This window comes from Marinobacter piscis, assembly GCF_007671655.1.
In the GTDB taxonomy this organism is placed as follows: Bacteria; Pseudomonadota; Gammaproteobacteria; order Pseudomonadales; family Oleiphilaceae; genus Marinobacter; species Marinobacter piscensis.
The window spans coordinates 32,187-50,263 of sequence record NZ_VCGX01000003.1 but is presented as its reverse complement, the minus strand read 5'-3'; the positions used below and the strand labels follow the sequence as shown (position 1 = coordinate 50,263).

Below are 18,077 nucleotides of genomic sequence, written 5' to 3'. Positions count from 1 at the left end.
GTAGACTCAAAGCGTTTATAATAACGTCACTTAATGCATTGCCCGACAATGCTCTACCTTCCGAACACCGAGTAAATCAATGTCTGAATTGTCCTTTGCCGAACTGGGGCTGGATCCAGCCGTTCTTGAAGCTGTCTCCGCCGTTGGCTATGAAACCCCCACACCCATCCAGGCCCAATGTATCCCGGCGCTGCTTGCTGGCAAACACCTGCTGGGGGTCGCCCAGACCGGCACAGGTAAAACAGCTGCTTTCGCATTGCCGCTGCTGAGCCGTGTCGATGCGTCAGTCCGTGAACCCCAGGTTCTGGTCCTGGCCCCTACCCGGGAGCTGGCGATCCAGGTAGCGGAAGCTTTCACCTCATACGCATCCAGGTTCAACCATTTCCAGGTTCTTCCCATCTACGGTGGCCAGGACTTTTACCCACAGATCAAGGGGCTCAGGCGCGGCGCCCAGGTGATTGTCGGTACCCCCGGCCGACTGCTTGACCACCTTCGCAAAGGCACGCTGAAGCTGGGGAACCTGAAAGGACTGGTGCTGGACGAAGCCGACGAAATGCTGCGCATGGGCTTTATTGATGACGTGGAAGCAATCCTCGCCAAAACGCCGCCCGACTGCCAGCGTGCGCTCTTCTCAGCGACCATGCCGCCACAGATCAAGAAAGTGGCCCAAACCTATCTCAACGATGCCACTGAAGTAAGAATTCAGAGCGAAACCCGCACAGTTGAGCGCATTTCCCAGTTTGTTCTGCCTGTTTACGCCGAGCGTAAGCTGGATGCCCTGACCCGTATTCTCGAGGTAGAGCCTTTTGAAGCGGCGATCATCTTTGTCCGCACCAAGGCTGAAACCACTGTGCTGGCTGAGAAACTCAGCGCCCGCGGGCATGCAACGGCCCCTCTGAACGGTGACCTGAACCAACGCCAGCGCGAACAGACGGTTGAAGACCTGAAGCGTGGCAAGAAGGACATTATTGTTGCTACCGACGTAGCTGCACGGGGTCTGGATGTTCCCAGAATCACTCATGTTATTAACTACGACGTGCCTTACGACAGCGAGGCCTATATTCACCGGGTTGGCCGTACCGGTCGTGCCGGCCGCACAGGCAAGGCCATTCTTCTGGTCACCCCCCGTGAGCGTAGCTGGTTGCGCACCCTTGAGCGCGCCACCAACTCGCCTATGGAAGCCTACGAGCTGCCATCGCCGGTTGAACTGAAAAAAATGCGTGAGCAGCAGTTTGAAAGCCAGCTTCTGGGCTTTGCCGAGGATAAAAAACTGGCAAAGTCCATGGCGCTGCTGGATGACATTGCCGAACGCAATGAGATGGATACGGCGATGGTAGCCGGCGCCCTGGCGTGCTGGATGGAAGCCATGCAGCCTGGCACCCTGCCCCTTGAGCAGCCGGAAGCTCTGCCGGTGGTTTCTGCAACCCCACCGCCGCGACGCAATCGCAAAGGCCCGCCGAAAGGTGGCTTCAAGAAAGGCCGTAGCGGCCCTCCCGGAAGCCGGGGTAAACCCCAGAGCAGAGGCAAAAAGCCTGCGGGGAAACGCCCGCCCCGTCAGTCCAACGCTAAACGCTGATACACCACAAAGCTGTAGTCATAGGGATTGTTATCGGACGCGAAGAAGTCTTCCCGTCCGATTTCTTCCCACTCATCCCAGTTCACTTCCGGAAAGTAGGCGTCGCCCTCCACTTCGGCATGCACCTGAGTGATGTATATGCGGTCTGCCATCGGTAGTGCTTCTGCATAGATTTGCCCGCCCCCGATAATCATTACTTCGTTACCACCATCCAGTTCGGCCTGTGCTTCGGCTTTTATCAAAGCCTCTTCCAGTGATTTTGCGGTAACCGTCCCGGCGGGTGCTTCCCGGTCTGCGTTACGGGAAATGACGACGTTCATCCGGCCTGGTAGTGGCCTGCCAATCGAGTCCCAGGTTTTCCGGCCCATGATAATGGGCTTCCCCATAGTGGCTTGTTTGAAGTACTTCAGGTCGCCCGGCAGGTACCAGGGTAGGTTGTTGTTTTTACCGATTACCCGGTTTCGGGACATGGCTACTATAAGTGCCTTGCGCATAGTATTCCTCAGAATTTAGTGGCTGCAAGGGTGCGGGGGTGGCTCTCCAAAAAACGCTGTGTATACGTCCGTGTACGCTTGGCTTCGCTCTTTAGCGCTAATGCTCCTGCGTCGCGCTAAAGATCCTGGCCAAGCCATCCTTGGCTTGCCCGTGAAGTGCTCTGCACTTCACCCATGGCTCCGCACATTTTTGGAGAGCCACCCCCGCACCCTTGCGATCGGACTTTAGACGAAGCTCGCCAGTTTTATATGGCTATAGGCGCTTTAATACCGGGATAAGGCTCGTAACCTTCAAACTCAAAGTCTTCCAGTTCGTAGTCAAAAATTGAGTCTGGCTTACGCTGGATCACCAGTTTTGGTAACGCTTTTGGCTCACGCTTTAACTGTTCAAATACAATGTCGTCTGTCAGGTGGTTCTGATACAGGTGGCAGTCGCCAAAGGTGTGCACAAACTCACCCACGTCCAGTTCACACTGCTGGGCGATCATGTGGGTCAATAGTGCATAAGAGGCAATATTGAACGGCACGCCCAGAAACAAGTCTGCGCTCCGCTGGTAGAGCTGACAGGAGAGTTTGCCGTCGAGTACGTAAAACTGGAACAGGCAGTGGCAGGGGGCCAGTGCCATCAGGCCTTTTGCTGCGTTTTCCTGGGGACCAATGGATTCATCCGGGAGCTCTGCCGGGTTCCAAGCAGAGACGATCAGGCGGCGGGAGTTGGGGTTGTTGCGTATCTGGTCGATTACGTCGCTGATCTGGTCCACTACCCGGCCATCCGGGCACTGCCAGCTTCGCCATTGCTTGCCGTAAATAGGGCCGAGATCGCCGTTTTCCAGGGCCCATTCATTCCAGATGGAGACTTTACGCTCTTTCAGCCAGTTGTTGTCTGTGGAGCCGTTCAGGAACCAGAGTAGCTCATAGATAATGCTGCGCAGGTGTACTTTTTTGGTGGTAACCAGAGGGAACCCGCCCTTTAGGTTAAAACGAAGCTGGCGCCCGAATACGGAGCGGGTTCCAACACCGGTGCGGTCGCCTTTATCAAACCCGTTCTCTACTACGTCCTGCATCAGATCGAGATAAGCCTTCATTCTGCATGTCTCCGGTAAGCAATAAACATCAACACCACCCCGGCCAGAATCATCGGGAAGGAGAGCACCTGGCCCATGGTAAGCCAGTCAAACGCCAGATACCCCAGATGGGCATCCGGCTGGCGAACAAATTCCACAAGAAAGCGGAAGATTCCGTAGCAGACCAGAAACAATCCGGATACCGCCATCCGCGGCCGGGGTCTGGCAGAAAACCACCACAGAATTATGAAAAACAGCACGCCTTCAAGCGCAAACTGATACAGCTGGGAAGGGTGTCGTGCCAGTGCATCCGGCGCCTGGCGAAATACCATTCCCCACGGCAGGTCTGTGGGCTTACCCCAGAGCTCGCCATTGATAAAGTTTCCGATGCGCCCTGCCCCGAGGCCTACGGGCACCAGCGGAGCTACAAAGTCGGCAAGACGCCAGAACCCGGTTCCGATTTTGCGCCCATACCACCACATGGCAAACATGACACCCAGCAGTCCGCCATGAAAGGCCATCCCGCCTTCCCAGATCCGCAATAACCAGAGCGGGTCTGCCACAAAAGTATCAAAGTTATAAAAAACCACATACCCAAAGCGTCCGCCCAGAATAACCCCAAGGGCCAGGTAGAACAGAAGGTCGCCCATCTGCTCCTCGGTAACCGGCGACCAGGGCTTACGCGAGCGCAACCGGCCCAGCCACCAGCCAGCCAGAAAACCAACAAGGTAGGTCAGCCCGTACCAGTGTATTTTTAACGGCCCGATGCCAATGGCAACCGGATCTATCTGTGGATGCTGAAGCATCGATAACCTCTCAGCTCAAAAGAAAACGAAGACCGACCAGTAGCAGCAGAATCGAAAAGACGCGCTTTAATGCTTTGGCATTCAGTTTGTGGGCAAGATTTGCTCCTACCCGCGCAAACAACACACTGGTAAAAATAATTCCGAACAATGCCGGCAAATAAATAAAACCAAGGCTGTAATCCGGCAAAGAGGTGTTTCCCCAACCTGTCCAGGCATTGCCCACCGCTCCGGCCACCGCAATTGGCAGCCCGCATGCAGCTGAGGTTCCGACGGCCTGCTGCATGCGCACATTGCTCCAGCTCAGATAGGGTACGGTGAGCGTGCCACCCCCAATACCAAAAATTGCAGAGGCCCAGCCAATACCGGTACCGGCAGCGGCCAGGCCTGACTTGCCGGAAACGCTCCGGCCCGGAGAGGGGTTTACCTCAAAAAACATTTTGAGGCCCACCAGAATGACAAATATGCCTATGATCAGTTCCAAAGCTGCGCCACTCAGTGATGCCGCTGTCCAGGCACCTATAAGAGCGCCGACCACAATGCCCAGAGCCATGGGCCGGAATATATCCCAGCGGATCGCACCATGAACATTATGGGAACGAATAGAGCTGAGGGAGGTGAAGACAATGGTCGCCAATGAGGTTCCTATTGCCATATGGGCAGCCACATCGAGGCCGAAGCCCTGGGCTCCGAAACTGAAAATCAGTACCGGCACAATAATAAGACCGCCACCAATGCCGAACAGGCCCGCCAGAGTGCCGGCAAAGGCACCCAACACCAGATAAATGGCAAAAACAGACAACAGAGACATAGTTACTCACACACTCGGGAAAACGAGGCTGGTATGATACACACCAGCAACCTGTACATCATTAAGCTCAAGCAACAGCCCAGCATCGGGAGAGTGTCTTCATATGTGCCTCATCGCTTTCAGTCTTGGCCAGAGTCGTCGTTTCCCCCTGGTCGTTGCAGCCAACCGGGATGAGTTTTTCCGCCGCCCCACAGAACCATTGGGCTGGTGGGAAACGGATTCAGGCACCCGCGTACTTTCAGGCCGCGACCTGGTGTCCGGGGGGACATGGCTGGCCATTTCCCCCGAGGGGCGCATTACAGCTGTAACCAATGTACGCGAAGGCTCACGGGAAGCCGGGCATGCCAGCCGTGGCGAACTGCCCCTGCGCGCGCTCCGGGAATCAGAAGCTCAGCTTCAGTCCAGCCTGATAAACAGTTCTGCCCGCTACGCCGGGTTTAATCTGGTACACCTCAGCGAATCATCAGGCTGGTATTTCAGCAACCGTGATGCCCACCCGGGGCGCAGAATCTACCGCGGCACCTATGGCCTCAGCAACCATCTGCTCCAGACCCCCTGGCCCAAACTTGTGCACCTTCGTGAAGCTGTTGGCAATACGGTAAAGTCGGCCCGGGGCAGTGCCGACGCCCTGCACCAGGATCTCGCCCGCTTGCTGCAGGATACCACGCCGGCACCGGACCACCTGCTGCCAGATACAGGGGTGGGACGTGAAACCGAAAAGTTTCTGTCGTCTCCTTTTATTCCTGGTACTGAGTATGGCACCCGCGCTACGACCATTGTCAGCATTTCCGCCAATGGCGAAATTCTGGTGTCCGAGCAGAACTGGGACCCCGAGGGCTGTCCGGCAGAGTACCGGGTGTTTGACTGGCAGCGATAGCGGTCAGGCTCTGTTATAATCTGCAAAATTCTTCGATCTGACCGGAGGGCCGCCGATGGCTGCTCAACAAGAAGCCACATCCATTGCAGACTTTGAGAAGTCGCTTGATGAGCTGGAAACACTTGTTCGCAACCTTGAACAGGGGGAGCTGTCTCTTGAGCAATCCCTGACCGCTTTTGAACGGGGCGTAAAGCTTACCCGCGCCTGCCAGCAGGCCCTGAAAAATGCCGAACAACGGGTGGAACAACTGATACAGAACGAAGACGGAACACTGGACTCGCGACCGTTTTCAGTGGATGACACCAACTGATGCCTGACTACGATCTGTCTACCATGGAGTATCTGGATAACTACCGCAGCCGGGTAGATACAGAACTGGACCGGCGCATTTCGCGGCACTCCGCCTCCGGCCGGCTACAGGAAACAATGCGCTACAGCGTTCTGGGCGGAGGCAAACGTATTCGCCCTGCGTTATGCATTGCCGCCGCCTGTGCCGTAGGGCAGGACATTGACGCAGCCCTGGTTCCGGCCTGTGCAATCGAACTGATCCACGCCTACTCACTGGTTCATGACGATCTTCCCGCAATGGACAATGATGAATTGCGCCGGGGGCGCCCAACGGCACATATTGCGTTCGACGAAGCCAGCGCCATTCTGGCAGGCGATGCACTGCAGGCCCTGGCATTTGAATGGCTGGCAGAGGCGCCCGGGGTTGGAATGCAGGCACGCATAACGATGATTCAGGCGCTGGCTCGCGCAAGCGGACACAATGGCATGGTGGGTGGTCAGGCCATTGACCTTGAATCAGTTGGTAAGCGACTGACGCTGACACAACTGGAAGCCATGCATCGCCATAAAACCGGAGCACTGATTGAGGCCAGCGTACGCATTGGTGCCCTGACCGCACCCGGGGTAGGCACCGGCTTACTGGATGCCCTGACTGAGTATGCTAAAGCCCTTGGCCTGGCGTTTCAGGTTCAGGACGATCTCCTGGATATTGAGGGTGACACCGAAATCATCGGCAAACCACAGGGGTCAGACCTGGCTCGTGCAAAGCCTACATACCCGTCGCTACTGGGGCTTGCTGGTGCGCGGGAACACCTTTCTTCACTGCTTGATCACGCGCAGGACAGCCTGAAGGACTTCGGGCCGGAAGCCGACCCGCTGAGAGCCATGGCCGATTATGTGGTGGCAAGAACCTATTAGCAACGCCATTGAATCCAGGTCGCGCAAAAGCGCACACTAAGCACGTACACTTTCACACTATTCCGGAAAAGACCCGAGCAGATGCAGGACACTTATATTTTCAAGGAAATCCCGTCACAGCGGCCAAATACCCCGCTGCTGGACCGGATTGACATACCCGCCCAGTTGCGGGAACTGCCGTCTGACCAGCTCACCCAGTTTGCCAGAGAGCTGAGAGCCTTTCTGTTATGGTCAGTGGGTCAGACTGGCGGCCATTTCGGGGCCGGGCTGGGCGTGCTCGAACTTACAGTAGCGTTGCACTACACATTCAACACCCCGGAAGACCGTCTCGTGTGGGATGTTGGCCATCAGGCCTATCCTCACAAAATTCTCACCGGGCGCCGCCAGCGTATGGATACGATTCGCCGCAAAGATGGCCTGGCGGGCTTTCCGAAGCGCGCTGAAAGCGAATACGACACCTTTGGTGTCGGTCACTCGAGCACATCAATCAGTGCTGCGCTGGGCATGGCCGTAGCGGCGCGACAACAAGGAACCGGCCGTAAAAGCATTGCCGTTATCGGAGATGGCGCCATGACCGCTGGCATGGCGTTTGAAGCCCTGAACCATGCCGGTCACCTGAAAGCGGACATGCTGGTTATTCTGAACGATAACGACATGTCGATCTCCCATAATGTCGGCGGTCTGTCCAACTATTTCGCGAGGCTGCTGTCCAGCCGTACCTATAACCAGATGCGCGATGGCAGTAAAAAGGTGCTTCAGGGGGCTCCTCACCTGATGGCGCTTGCGAAAAAAACGGAAGAACACTTCAAGGGCATGATTGCCCCGGGTACCCTGTTTGAAGAGCTTGGATTCAACTACATCGGCCCGATCGACGGTCATGATCTGCCTCTACTGGTGGAAACTCTGGAAAACCTCCGCGAGCTGGAGGGGCCCCAGTTCCTGCATGTGGTTACCACCAAAGGCAAGGGCTTTGCCCCCGCCGAAGCCGACCCTGTGGGCTACCATGCCATCAACAAAATTGATCCTGTGCCAGCAAGCAAACCTTTACCGGTCAAGCCCGCACCGGCGAAACAAAAATACGCCAATGTCTTCGGGCAATGGCTGTGTGATGCGGCTGAGCAGGATGAGCGGGTAAACGGCATTACCCCGGCCATGTGTGAAGGCTCAGACCTGCTGGCCTTTTCCCAGCGCTTCCCGGAGCGGTATTTCGATGTTGCGATAGCCGAGCAGCACGCCGTTACTCTGGCAGCGGGAATGGCTTGCGATGGCGCAAAACCTGTTGTGGCGATCTACTCCACGTTTTTGCAGCGGGCCTACGACCAGCTGATTCATGATGTAGCCATTCAGAACCTGGATGTGCTGTTTGCAATCGACCGTGCCGGTCTGGTGGGTGAGGATGGCCCGACCCACGCAGGCGCCTTTGACATCAGCTATCTGCGTTGCATTCCGAACATGATCGTCATGACTCCCTCTGACGAGAATGAGACGCGCCAGTTGCTGCAGACAGGCATGTTGTTTGAGGGGCCTGCTGCCGTACGCTACCCCAGAGGGACAGGTCCGGGGGCGGAGATTCAGCAACAACTCACGCCATTTACCATCGGCAAGGGACGCAAGGTGCGTCCGGGCAGTCGTATTGCCATTCTCAGCTTCGGCACACTCCTCTCTCCGGCTCTGGAAGCTGCAGACAAACTGGACGCCACCGTAGCGGATATGCGCTTTGTGAAACCTCTGGATGAGGCTTTGATTCTGGAGCTTGCCGAGCAGCATGACTTGCTGGTTACCCTGGAAGAAAACGCCATTGCCGGTGGAGCCGGCAGTGCTGTCGTGGAGTTCCTGAACAGACAAGAGGTTTCCATGCCAGTGCTTCAGCTGGGGTTACCCGACACGTTTATTGATCACGGAAAACACGGCGAGCTGCTCCAGGAGTGCGGACTGGATGCAGCCGGTATATTCGCTGACATCAGCACCCGCATGGAGCGGCTGCAAAACAAGAAACTGCAGGCTGTTAAGTAACACACCCTCTTTTATGCAAAAAGCCCGCACTGCGGGCTTTTTTGTACCTTCTCTTCCCCTGTTACGATTGCAGAGGATCATCGTCCTGATGGGTTTCAAACCAGTGCCCAAGCTTACTTTTCTTGGTGTCGAGGTAACTCTCGTTATGAGGGTTACGACCAACGTGCAGGGGCACCCGCTCGGTTATTTCAATACCGTAGGATGTCAGTGCATTGACCTTACGGGGGTTGTTTGTCATCAGCCGCAGGCTTTTTATGCCCAGGTGATCCAGCATATCTTTGCACATACTGTAATCACGCAGGTCGGCTGCAAACCCGAGGCGCTCGTTTGCCTCAACGGTATCTGCCCCCTGATCCTGCAGGTGGTACGCCCGGATTTTGTTGAGCAGGCCTATGCCCCGGCCTTCCTGGCGCAAATACAGCAACACACCGCGACCTTCCCGGGCTATGGCACGCAGCGCCTCCTCCAGCTGATAACCGCAGTCACAGCGCATGCTGTATAACGCATCACCTGTCAGGCATTCGGAATGAGTACGGGCGAGCATGGGCTCATCACTATCCAGTGACCCCAGAGTCAGAGCAACATGCTCCTTTCCCGTATCCGACTCCTCAAAGCCATGCATATCAAATACTCCGAACGGAGTCGGCAACCGGCAGGACTGGATGTAACGAACAGCCACAGTATTTCCTCGTGGTTCAGTAAATCAGGGGGCGCATTCTACCATGGCTGGCCCTCTCAGGCATCAGCGGTTACCAGTAACCCAGTGCCCGCTGCGACCGCCTTTTTTCTCCAAAAGACGTACATTACCGATCTCCATACCCTTATCAACTGCTTTGCACATGTCATAAAGGGTGAGCGCCGCGATACTTGCCGCCGTCAGCGCCTCCATTTCCACGCCAGTCTGGCCTGCGAGCTTACACCGGGTCAGTATATGCACTGAAGCGCCATCGGCTCCTGCCGTCAGCTCTACCTTTACAGACGTCAGATTCAGGGCGTGGCACAAAGGAATCAGGTCGTGGGTGCGCTTTGCCGCCATAATACCGGCGATGCGGGCAACGGCCAGCACGTCGCCTTTGGGGTGCTCCCCCTCGATGATCATTCGCAGAGTTGCTTCAGCCATGTGAATGGTCGCCTCAGCACGGGCCTCTCGCTCAGTTACGGCTTTCTCCGTAACATCCACCATGCGGGCTTCACCCTTGTCATCGAGATGCGTCAGTTTACTCACAGAGCCTCCAGAGATTTCAGTTTCAGAACAGAAGGCCCGAGCATACCAGAACAGACCTCGCCGGCCGATTATGATTCGGTCTGCGGCCACCAGAAGCGTATGCCGGCAACGCCCTGAGCGCCGGCAAGCTGCGCCCTGCGAAGATCCTCCGGATACAGCCCGCCGAGCCCGAAAACAGGAACCGACGCATGCGCGACCAGATCACGGAAACCGTCCCAGCCCAGGGCAGGTGCTCCCGGGTGGGTCGCCGTGGGCTTTACCGGCCCGAGCGTCACATAATCTGCGCCAATGGCCACTGCATGATCTATTTCACCGGCATTGTGACAGGAAACGCCCAGCCAGACCCCGCGGGGCACGGGCCTGGTATCAAGTTTGCTCGCCTCCCGCCAGGGCATATGCAGTCCGGCCGCGCCCGGGTTATCTGTAAACACACCGGGCCCGCCATGCACCAAAAGATGGTGCCCAGTGCTTCCAGCAGCCTCCAGCCCGTTTTTTGCAAAGGTCGCATACACATCCCGGGGCAGACCCGGCGCACGCAACACTACTAACCCATTGCCGCTGGTTCCGGCAAACTGTGTAAGCGCTGCGCGTAACTGTTCGGGTTTGGTACTATCAGGCTGAAACGCCCCGGTAATCGCCAACAGGGATGGCAGCCTCAAGGCCCGGATAATGGGCCGGTTTGCCGCAGGGAAATCCTCATCCTGTAAAGACTCCGGTCGTACCCAGTGAATCGTCTGCCCCTCACGTCCGTGGGCCTCGCCCCTGGCCTGATCCGTTCGCCAGACATCCAGAACAACCCGCTTATCGCCGTAATCGTGACGGATGCATATCAGTGGATGTAACGCCTTGCTGGAGAGTTGCAGCCCGGTTTCTTCCGCTATCTCACGGACCAGGGCTGACTGCACTGTCTCTCCGTGCTCGACTTTCCCCCCGGGAAACTCCAGCAGACCGCCCTGGTGGGCGTGATCCGGGCGTCGCGCAATCAGGACGTAGCCATCACGCACAATAACACCAACGGCCACATGGATTTCCCGTACCTCAGAACCATTACCGGTCATGTTCAGCTACGATAATCGGCATTGATGGAGACATACTCCTGAGACAAGTCACAGGTCCAGACAGTTTCATTTACATCGCCGCGTTTCAGGTCAATGGTAATGGCAATATCTTCCTGGCTCATTACCGCCTGCCCTTTCTCCTCAGTGTACTCTGCAGCACGCCCCCCGTTTCTTACCAGACACACATCACCGAGAAAGATCTCCAGGGCATTGATATCCAGATCATTCACACCGGCCCGCCCGACAGCTGCCAGAATCCGCCCCCAGTTTGCATCAGACGCAAATAATGCTGTTTTTACCAACGGCGAGTGGGCGACGGTATACGCCACATCCAGAGCCTCCTTAGTGGCAGCCGCACCATTGATCTGGATAGTGACGAACTTGGTCGCCCCTTCGCCATCCCGGACAATTGCGTGGGCAAGATCCAGATAGACGGCTTTCAGAGCCTCCCGAAGGGTCGCCAGGTGCGGGCTGTCCTGAGTGATCCCGGGGCCGCCGTACTGGCCACTTGCAATCAGCATGCAGGCATCATTGGTTGAGGTGTCGCCATCAATAGTGATCCGGTTGAAGGACTGCTCCCCCAGCTCCTCTGCCAGAGTCTGTAGCACTCCCGGCTCAATCTCCGCGTCGGTGGCAATAAAACCCAGCATGGTCGCCATATTGGGGCAGATCATGCCCGACCCCTTACTAATACCCGAGATTGTTACTGTGTGGCCTCCCAGGTCAACCTGTACGGATGCGCCCTTCGGACGTGTATCCGTGGTGAGGATGCCACTTGCAGCTTCTGGCCAGCGGTCGGGCGCCAGGCCGGTCAGCGCATGAGGCATGGCACCCACCAGTTTCTGTACCGGCAGAGGCTCACCAATTACCCCCGTAGAAAACGGCAGCACCTCATCAGCACTGACTCCGGCCTGTTCCGCCAATGCCTGGCAGCAGGTAAGTGCGTCGGTCATGCCCTGCTCGCCTGTTCCTGCATTGGCATTGCCGGTATTGATCAGAAGGTAACGCGGTGACTTCTCTGCCAGATGTCTGCGGCTCAGGGTAACCGGGGCTGCGCAAAACTGATTGCGGGTAAACAGACCCGCCACACGGCTACCCGGTGCCAGCTCAAACACCACCACATCGTTTTGCCCGGTTTTTTTTATGCCTGCACTGGCCACTCCCAGCTTTACCCCTGCTACCGGGAAAAACTCGGGTAATGTTCCTGGTCCAACCGCCATCCTGCCGCTCCTTATGACTCTGTAATAAATGTATCTGAAATAGAAAAGCCCGCAGTCTGCCAGTTACCTGGTCGATTGCGGGCTCCGTATCTTAGCGTGTATCAGCGCCGGGGGGGTCAGCTTACCTTGCCACAACACTGCTTATACTTTTTCCCGGATCCGCATGGACAGGGCTCGTTTCGGCCAACCTTGCGCTCCTGTCGCACGAAAGTCTCAGGCGTTGCCTGGCCCTGACCTTCATTCCGTCGCTCTTCCTCACCCTCACTCTGGGCTGTCGCGCTGGTTTCTTCGTGCTGCAAACGGGCGCGGGCAAGCTCCTGCTCAAGCTCTTCCTTACGACGACGCTCAACCTCTTCCATCTCTTCACGGCTTTGTACCCGAACGTGACACAGCACGCGGGTGACATCGCGCTTCATGGTCTCGAGCATATCCTGGAACAGGTTAAACGCCTCACGCTTATACTCCTGCTTCGGGTTTTTCTGGGCGTAACCGCGCAGGTGAATACCACGGCGCAGGTGGTCCATATTGGAAAGATGTTCCTTCCACAAGGTATCGAGCACCTGCAAAAATACCTGTTTTTCGAACTTGCGCATGGACTCGGCACCGGCCACTTCTTCCTTGGCCTGATACGCTGCCACTATTTCATCCAGAATTTTCTTGCGCAGGTTGTCTTCGTAGAGCTTTTTGTCTTCATCCAGCCACTGCTGAACCGGCAGATCAATCGCCATTTCCGATTGCAGCTGGGATTCCAGACCTGCCACGTCCCACTGCTCAGGCATACTCTGAGGCGGTATGTACTCGCTCACCATCGCATCCACAACGTCCGCGCGGATGGTATCAACCATGTCGGAGACATCTTCAGAGGACATTACCTCGTTACGCTGTTCGTAAATGACCGAGCGCTGGTCATTTGCGACATCATCATACTCCAGCAATGTCTTACGCATGTCGAAGTTACGGCCTTCAACCTTGCGCTGGGACTTTTCAATGGCATTGGACACCATGCGGTGCTCAATCGCCTCTCCCTTTTTCATGCCCATGGCCTGCATCAGGCTCTTGACCCGGTCTGGCGCAAAGATACGCATCAGGTTGTCTTCCAGGGACAGGAAGAAGCGGGAAGACCCCGGGTCACCCTGGCGTCCGGCACGACCACGCAGCTGATTGTCGATACGCCGGGATTCGTGACGCTCGGTACCCACAATGTGCAGACCACCGGCTTCCAGAACCTGATTGTGCCGCTCTGTCCACTCGGCCTTCAGGCGCGCAACGTCTTCCTCTGTCGGGTTGTCCAGCGCCGCAGCCTCATGTTCCCAGTTACCACCCAGGACAATGTCGGTACCCCGGCCGGCCATGTTGGTTGCTATAGTAACCGCACCCGGGCGGCCCGCCTGAGCAATAATCTGCGCCTCAGATTCGTGCTGTTTGGCGTTCAGGATCTTGTGCTCAATGCGGGCTTTTTTCAGCAGCATGGAAAGCAGCTCAGACGCCTCAATGGAGGCCGTACCCACAAGAATGGGGCGCCCTTCAGCGGTCACATCCTTGATTTCATCAATGATGGCGTGAAACTTCTCTTCCTCGGTGAGGTAAACAAGGTCGTTGTAATCAACCCGCTGGATCGGCTTGTTGGGCGGAATAACCACCACATCAAGTCCATAAATCTGGCGAAACTCGAAAGCTTCCGTATCCGCCGTGCCCGTCATCCCGGAGAGCTTGTCGTATAGCCGGAAGTAATTCTGGAAGGTGGTGGATGCCAGGGTCTGGCTTTCTGCCTGAATGGTCAGACCTTCCTTCGCTTCCATTGCCTGATGCAGACCTTCACTCCAGCGCCTTCCCGGCATGGTACGGCCGGTGTGTTCATCAACGATGACCACCTGATCACCCTGAACAATGTAATCCACGTCTTTCTGGAACAGGTGGTGGGCACGCAAGGCTGAGTGAACATGGTGCAACAGGCTCAGGTTGGCTGCTGAATAAAGGCTTTCGCCCTCTTCCAGTAAGCCGCGACTCAGTAACAGCTCCTCAACCTTTTCATGCCCGGCCTCGGTCAGTTCTACCTGACGCGACTTTTCATCAATGGTGAAGTGGCCAGAGGGTTCCCCTTCCTCGCTGACTTCCCCTTTTTCCAGGCCGGGAACCAGTTCATTAATGGCCCGGTAAGCTTTGGAGCTGTCTTCGGCGGCTCCGGAAATAATCAGTGGCGTACGGGCTTCATCAATCAGTATGGAGTCAACTTCGTCAACAATCGCATAATGGAGCTCGCGCTGTACCTTGTCTTCAGTGCTGAACGCCATATTGTCGCGCAGGTAGTCAAACCCGAACTCGTTATTGGTACCGTAGGTGATATCCGCCTGGTACGCTGCCCGCTTTTCCTCCGGTGGCTGCCCCGCTACAACCACGCCTACCTGTAGCCCGAGGAAACGGTATAGCTTACCCATCCATTCGGCGTCCCGACTTGCAAGGTAATCGTTTACCGTGACAACGTGTACGCCCTTCTGGGGCAGCGCATTAAGATAAACAGCAGCCGTTGCAACCAGGGTTTTACCTTCACCCGTCTTCATCTCCGCAATGTGGCCTTCATGAAGGGTAATGGCGCCAATCATCTGAACATCGTAGTGACGCATGCCCATAACACGGCGGCTGGCTTCGCGGACGGTCGCAAATGCTTCCGGCAGCAACGCATCCAGCTTCTCCCCTTCATCAAGCCGACGACGAAATTCAGCCGTCTTCCCCTGCAACTCCGAGTCCGTCAGCTTGCCAAACTGCTCTTCAAGCCCATTAATGCGCGAGACCATCTTGCGCATTCTCTTGATTTCTCTGGCATTTTTACTGCCGAACATCTTGGTTGCAAACTTTGAGAACATAGACCACTGCTTCTTTAATTAAACGGAGGAAGACGGCATTCTAACCTTATTTAACAAGAGTACAAAAGGCAGGGCTCACAGTGCCGGCATTCTGCGCCGCCTGTTGGCAAATACCGGAAGCGGTAGCGCCTGTTGAAGCTGGCGCTATACAGGGTTACCGGCTGGCTCTTTTAATATAGGTTTCAGGGTTTTCAGTTTTGCCGTTACGTATCACCTCAAAGTGTACGTGGGGCCCGGTAGAGCGACCGGTACTTCCCATCAGCGCCAGCACCTGGCCTTTCTGCACGACATCACCCACTTTGGCCTTGATTGTCTTGCAATGGGCATAGCGAGTAACCAGGCCATCGCCATGATCGACCTCAACCAGATTTCCATAACCTCTGCGCTCGGACGCATAGGTTACCACCCCACCTGCAACGGCAATAATGTCACTGCCATCTTTACCCGCCAAGTCCACCCCAGCATGCCAGGTACGCTTTCCGTTGAACGGATCCGAACGATAACCATATGGGGAAGACAGCCAGCCCCAGGTGATTGGCCGGCCTTCAAGGTAGAGCTCATCTTCCAGCTTCCGGCGGGATGAGACCTGATCCAGCAGGCGTAGCTGCTGCTCCCGGCTCTGCATTTTGTTTTCCAGTTCGTCAATCATCCGCGTCAGCTCAGGGGCGGAAAAGGAATCTGATGACAAGGACTCCTCAGGGCCACCCACAGCTGCCGGCTGGCTGAAGTCAAACTCATCACTGGCCACCAGCCCGGATTCCACAAACCGCTGACCCAGAGCATCCAGACGCAACAGACGACCCTGGATTTCACCAAGACGCAGCGTCAGGGCATCCACCTGCGCCTGCACGCTCTGTTGCAGCCCTGCCAGCTCGGTTTTCTGTTCAGACAGTTTGCCACGCCAGTGTGCAACAAGTTCCGACTCGGTCGGTTCACGGGCTTCAGCCTCAGCTATGGCCAGCCGGTACCCGGCCCAGCCAGCTGAAACAATCAGCGCCAGGACCACAAGTGCCAGAGCAAACACCACTGTTCCATTAAGCGACAGCACACGAGATTGCCCATGGCTTTTGCCAACAAAAATAATATTCATATTGTCTTCTGGTTTCATAAACGAGCCACAACCGTCATCCTGTAGCGTTGCAACCCAGACGATTCCGAGCGGGTCTGCCATCCCTGGCAACAACTACGTACTGTTAAAAGCGCAGCGCCCGGTAGACACACTCATTCACAACAAGGTAAAACAAGGGAGGCGCCGGCACTATGCAGAAAAGGTGCCGAAGTGTAACCAATCGTTATCATTGTCGTCGAGAAGAACCCACCCCATGACCCGGAAAAATGAGCAAAAAGTGACCTTCGACACTCTTGGAAGGACCCCGGTACTGCGGGAACTGATTGCAAAGGCAAATACCCACAGCCAGGCTGAAGAAGCGGTTCTGGCAACACTGCCGCCTGCGCTGGCCACTGGAACACGCTTTGTGTGCTGCCTGGAAGGGGTTATGACGCTCTCCGCAGAAAATGCCGGGAAAGCCAGCCAGATCCGTTTCCGTCAGCATGAAATCATGGAAAAGCTGCGTGAGAATGAGCTGTTCCGGTTTGTCTGGAAGCTTAACGTGAAAGTAACGCCTCCCAGATTTTCCGAACAGCCACAGGTAAAAAAAGCGGTGCTCAGCAAAGAGAATGCCCGACTCCTTAAAGAGGAGGCCGGGCACACGAAGGATAAAAAACTACGCGAGGTTCTCGAAAAACTCGCAAGCCACGTCCGGGATTAAGGCATCCAGCCTTATGCCGGTACCGCAAGCACAGGCTTCATATAGGAGATGGGCGCGGTTTCTTCGTTATCAAACGTAACCACTTCCCACGCATCCTCTTCTGCCTGAAGTTTGCGCAGCAACTTATTATTCAGATCATGACCGGACTTGATGCCGCGGAACTCACCAATCAGGCTGTTGCCCAACAGGTACAGATCGCCGATCGCATCCAGTACTTTGTGCTTGACGAACTCGTCCTCATAGCGAAGACCGTCCTCGTTCAGGATTCTGTAGTCGTCAACCACAATGGCATTGTCGACGCTGCCGCCCAGAGCCAGGTTCATCGCCCGGAGTTTTTCAATATCGCGCATGAACCCGAAAGTCCGTGCACGGCTGACTTCCTTAACGAAAGACGTGCTTGAAAAATCGACCGTAGCGGTCTGGACACGATCTTTGAACGCAGGGTGATCAAAGTCGATTCCAAAACTCACCTTGAAGCCTTCGAACGGCAGGAAGGTGGCTTTTTTGTCACCTTCTTCAACGGTGACTTCCCGCTTGATGCGAATGAATCGCTTGGGGGCATCCTGTTCGGCAATGCCGGCAGACTGCAGCAGGAACACGAATGGTCCCGCAGAGCCGTCCATAATCGGTACTTCTGCTGCGCTTAGCTCAACATAGCAGTTATCGATACCGAGACCAGCCATGGCTGACAACAAGTGTTCAATTGTCGCCACACGAACACCGTCTTTTACCAGCGTCGTGGACAGCATGGTCTCACCCACATTTTCGGCGCATGCCAGGATCTCGACCGCCGGGTCGAGATCGGTGCGGCGGAAAATGATTCCCGAATCTACCGGCGCCGGTTTCAGGGTAAGGTACACCTTCTCCCCTGAGTGCAGCCCGATGCCGGTAGCACGGATCGTGTTTTTAAGTGTCCGTTGTCTGATCATCGGTTCGTTATTCCGTAAAAATTGGCGATATTCCAAGCAAAAACTGGCCGTAGAATATCAAAAAATACGACTGGGTACCATTTACAGGCCCAATACGGCCTGTTGCCCGCACACTATCGGGTTGCAGGTACGTCAGCGCTTCCACCCCGGTTTTTCTGCACGGCCAGAGTG

General features: G+C 55.9%; 17 protein-coding genes. 6 read left to right on the top strand and 11 right to left on the bottom strand.

What is annotated here, in order from left to right; all coding sequences use genetic code 11:
- Window positions 1-79 precede the first annotated feature (79 nt).
- Window positions 80-1,576, top strand: a complete 1,497-nt coding sequence (locus tag FFI95_RS11130; RefSeq protein ID WP_144822555.1) for a DEAD/DEAH box helicase — start codon at window positions 80-82, stop codon at window positions 1,574-1,576.
- On the opposite strand, the gene FFI95_RS11125 is transcribed toward FFI95_RS11130, so the two are convergent.
- The 4 genes from FFI95_RS11125 to FFI95_RS11110 all read right to left on the bottom strand — a co-directional run bounded on the left by FFI95_RS11125 (window position 1,555) and on the right by FFI95_RS11110 (window position 4,748).
- Window positions 1,555-2,070, bottom strand: coding sequence for a dihydrofolate reductase (locus FFI95_RS11125; RefSeq protein ID WP_144822553.1), 516 nt, complete (start codon window positions 2,068-2,070; stop codon window positions 1,555-1,557). The genes FFI95_RS11130 and FFI95_RS11125 overlap by 22 nt on opposite strands.
- 245 nt (window positions 2,071-2,315) lie before the next feature.
- Complete coding sequence (locus FFI95_RS11120; RefSeq protein WP_144822551.1) at window positions 2,316-3,155, bottom strand: thymidylate synthase; 840 nt, start codon at window positions 3,153-3,155, stop codon at window positions 2,316-2,318.
- Window positions 3,152-3,940: a prolipoprotein diacylglyceryl transferase gene (gene lgt, locus FFI95_RS11115; protein ID WP_144822549.1), complete on the bottom strand. Its 789-nt coding sequence runs from the start codon at window positions 3,938-3,940 to the stop codon at window positions 3,152-3,154. Before lgt ends, FFI95_RS11120 begins: the two co-directional genes overlap by 4 nt.
- A gap of 10 nt (window positions 3,941-3,950) precedes the next feature.
- Complete coding sequence (locus FFI95_RS11110) at window positions 3,951-4,748, bottom strand: sulfite exporter TauE/SafE family protein (RefSeq protein WP_144822547.1); 798 nt, start codon at window positions 4,746-4,748, stop codon at window positions 3,951-3,953.
- 103 nt (window positions 4,749-4,851) lie between these two features.
- Here FFI95_RS11110 and FFI95_RS11105 point away from each other — a divergent pair, with 103 nt between their 5' ends.
- The 4 genes from FFI95_RS11105 (at window position 4,852) to dxs (ending at window position 8,844) form a co-directional block, all read left to right on the top strand.
- Window positions 4,852-5,625, top strand: a complete 774-nt coding sequence (locus FFI95_RS11105; protein ID WP_144822545.1) for an NRDE family protein — start codon at window positions 4,852-4,854, stop codon at window positions 5,623-5,625.
- 55 nt (window positions 5,626-5,680) lie between these two features.
- Window positions 5,681-5,935 carry an exodeoxyribonuclease VII small subunit gene (locus tag FFI95_RS11100; RefSeq protein ID WP_144822543.1) on the top strand — a complete coding sequence of 85 codons (255 nt, stop codon included), beginning with the start codon at window positions 5,681-5,683 and terminating at the stop codon, window positions 5,933-5,935.
- Window positions 5,935-6,831 (top strand): polyprenyl synthetase family protein, encoded by an 897-nt coding sequence (locus FFI95_RS11095; RefSeq protein WP_144822541.1) that lies wholly within the window; start codon window positions 5,935-5,937, stop codon window positions 6,829-6,831. Before FFI95_RS11100 ends, FFI95_RS11095 begins: the two co-directional genes overlap by 1 nt.
- Before the next feature lie 81 nt (window positions 6,832-6,912).
- A complete protein-coding gene (gene dxs, locus FFI95_RS11090; RefSeq protein WP_144822540.1) occupies window positions 6,913-8,844 on the top strand; it encodes a 1-deoxy-D-xylulose-5-phosphate synthase in 1,932 nt (643 codons plus the stop codon).
- A gap of 61 nt (window positions 8,845-8,905) precedes the next feature.
- Here the strand turns inward: dxs and ribA are convergent, their stop codons facing one another.
- From ribA to FFI95_RS11060, 6 genes are all read right to left on the bottom strand, one after another.
- Window positions 8,906-9,523 (bottom strand): GTP cyclohydrolase II, encoded by a 618-nt coding sequence (gene ribA, locus FFI95_RS11085; RefSeq protein ID WP_144822538.1) that lies wholly within the window; start codon window positions 9,521-9,523, stop codon window positions 8,906-8,908.
- Window positions 9,524-9,586: 63 nt separating this feature from the next.
- Window positions 9,587-10,069: a cyclic pyranopterin monophosphate synthase MoaC gene (gene moaC, locus FFI95_RS11080; RefSeq protein ID WP_144822536.1), complete on the bottom strand. Its 483-nt coding sequence runs from the start codon at window positions 10,067-10,069 to the stop codon at window positions 9,587-9,589.
- 68 nt (window positions 10,070-10,137) lie between these two features.
- Window positions 10,138-11,127 carry a Nudix family hydrolase gene (locus tag FFI95_RS11075; protein WP_144822534.1) on the bottom strand — a complete coding sequence of 330 codons (990 nt, stop codon included), beginning with the start codon at window positions 11,125-11,127 and terminating at the stop codon, window positions 10,138-10,140.
- A 2-nt stretch (window positions 11,128-11,129) separates the two neighbouring features.
- Complete coding sequence (gene argJ, locus FFI95_RS11070) at window positions 11,130-12,347, bottom strand: bifunctional glutamate N-acetyltransferase/amino-acid acetyltransferase ArgJ (protein ID WP_144822532.1); 1,218 nt, start codon at window positions 12,345-12,347, stop codon at window positions 11,130-11,132.
- Window positions 12,348-12,463: 116 nt separating this feature from the next.
- Window positions 12,464-15,208, bottom strand: coding sequence for a preprotein translocase subunit SecA (gene secA, locus FFI95_RS11065; protein ID WP_144822530.1), 2,745 nt, complete (start codon window positions 15,206-15,208; stop codon window positions 12,464-12,466).
- Between the two features lie 154 nt (window positions 15,209-15,362).
- A complete protein-coding gene (locus FFI95_RS11060) occupies window positions 15,363-16,316 on the bottom strand; it encodes a M23 family metallopeptidase (RefSeq protein ID WP_144822528.1) in 954 nt (317 codons plus the stop codon).
- 214 nt (window positions 16,317-16,530) lie between these two features.
- On the opposite strand from FFI95_RS11060, the gene FFI95_RS11055 reads away from it, so the two are divergent.
- Entirely contained in the window at window positions 16,531-16,977 is a 447-nt protein-coding gene (locus FFI95_RS11055; protein WP_144822526.1) for a DciA family protein, read from the top strand.
- Window positions 16,978-16,988: 11 nt separating this feature from the next.
- Here the strand turns inward: FFI95_RS11055 and lpxC are convergent, their stop codons facing one another.
- A complete protein-coding gene (gene lpxC / locus FFI95_RS11050) occupies window positions 16,989-17,906 on the bottom strand; it encodes a UDP-3-O-acyl-N-acetylglucosamine deacetylase (protein WP_144822524.1) in 918 nt (305 codons plus the stop codon).
- Window positions 17,907-18,077: the final 171 nt, after the last annotated feature.

Coding starts and splice junctions, on each gene's coding strand:
- FFI95_RS11130 (WP_144822555.1), top strand. CDS start 80: ATGTCTGAATTGTCCTTTGCCGAACTGGGGCTGGATCCAGCCGTTCTT.
- FFI95_RS11125 (WP_144822553.1), bottom strand. CDS start 2,070: ATGCGCAAGGCACTTATAGTAGCCATGTCCCGAAACCGGGTAATCGGT.
- FFI95_RS11120 (WP_144822551.1), bottom strand. CDS start 3,155: ATGAAGGCTTATCTCGATCTGATGCAGGACGTAGTAGAGAACGGGTTT.
- lgt (WP_144822549.1), bottom strand. CDS start 3,940: ATGCTTCAGCATCCACAGATAGATCCGGTTGCCATTGGCATCGGGCCG.
- FFI95_RS11110 (WP_144822547.1), bottom strand. CDS start 4,748: ATGTCTCTGTTGTCTGTTTTTGCCATTTATCTGGTGTTGGGTGCCTTT.
- FFI95_RS11105 (WP_144822545.1), top strand. CDS start 4,852: ATGTGCCTCATCGCTTTCAGTCTTGGCCAGAGTCGTCGTTTCCCCCTG.
- FFI95_RS11100 (WP_144822543.1), top strand. CDS start 5,681: ATGGCTGCTCAACAAGAAGCCACATCCATTGCAGACTTTGAGAAGTCG.
- FFI95_RS11095 (WP_144822541.1), top strand. CDS start 5,935: ATGCCTGACTACGATCTGTCTACCATGGAGTATCTGGATAACTACCGC.
- dxs (WP_144822540.1), top strand. CDS start 6,913: ATGCAGGACACTTATATTTTCAAGGAAATCCCGTCACAGCGGCCAAAT.
- FFI95_RS11075 (WP_144822534.1), bottom strand. CDS start 11,127: ATGACCGGTAATGGTTCTGAGGTACGGGAAATCCATGTGGCCGTTGGT.
- argJ (WP_144822532.1), bottom strand. CDS start 12,347: ATGGCGGTTGGACCAGGAACATTACCCGAGTTTTTCCCGGTAGCAGGG.
- secA (WP_144822530.1), bottom strand. CDS start 15,208: ATGTTCTCAAAGTTTGCAACCAAGATGTTCGGCAGTAAAAATGCCAGA.
- FFI95_RS11060 (WP_144822528.1), bottom strand. CDS start 16,316: ATGAAACCAGAAGACAATATGAATATTATTTTTGTTGGCAAAAGCCAT.
- FFI95_RS11055 (WP_144822526.1), top strand. CDS start 16,531: ATGACCCGGAAAAATGAGCAAAAAGTGACCTTCGACACTCTTGGAAGG.
- lpxC (WP_144822524.1), bottom strand. CDS start 17,906: ATGATCAGACAACGGACACTTAAAAACACGATCCGTGCTACCGGCATC.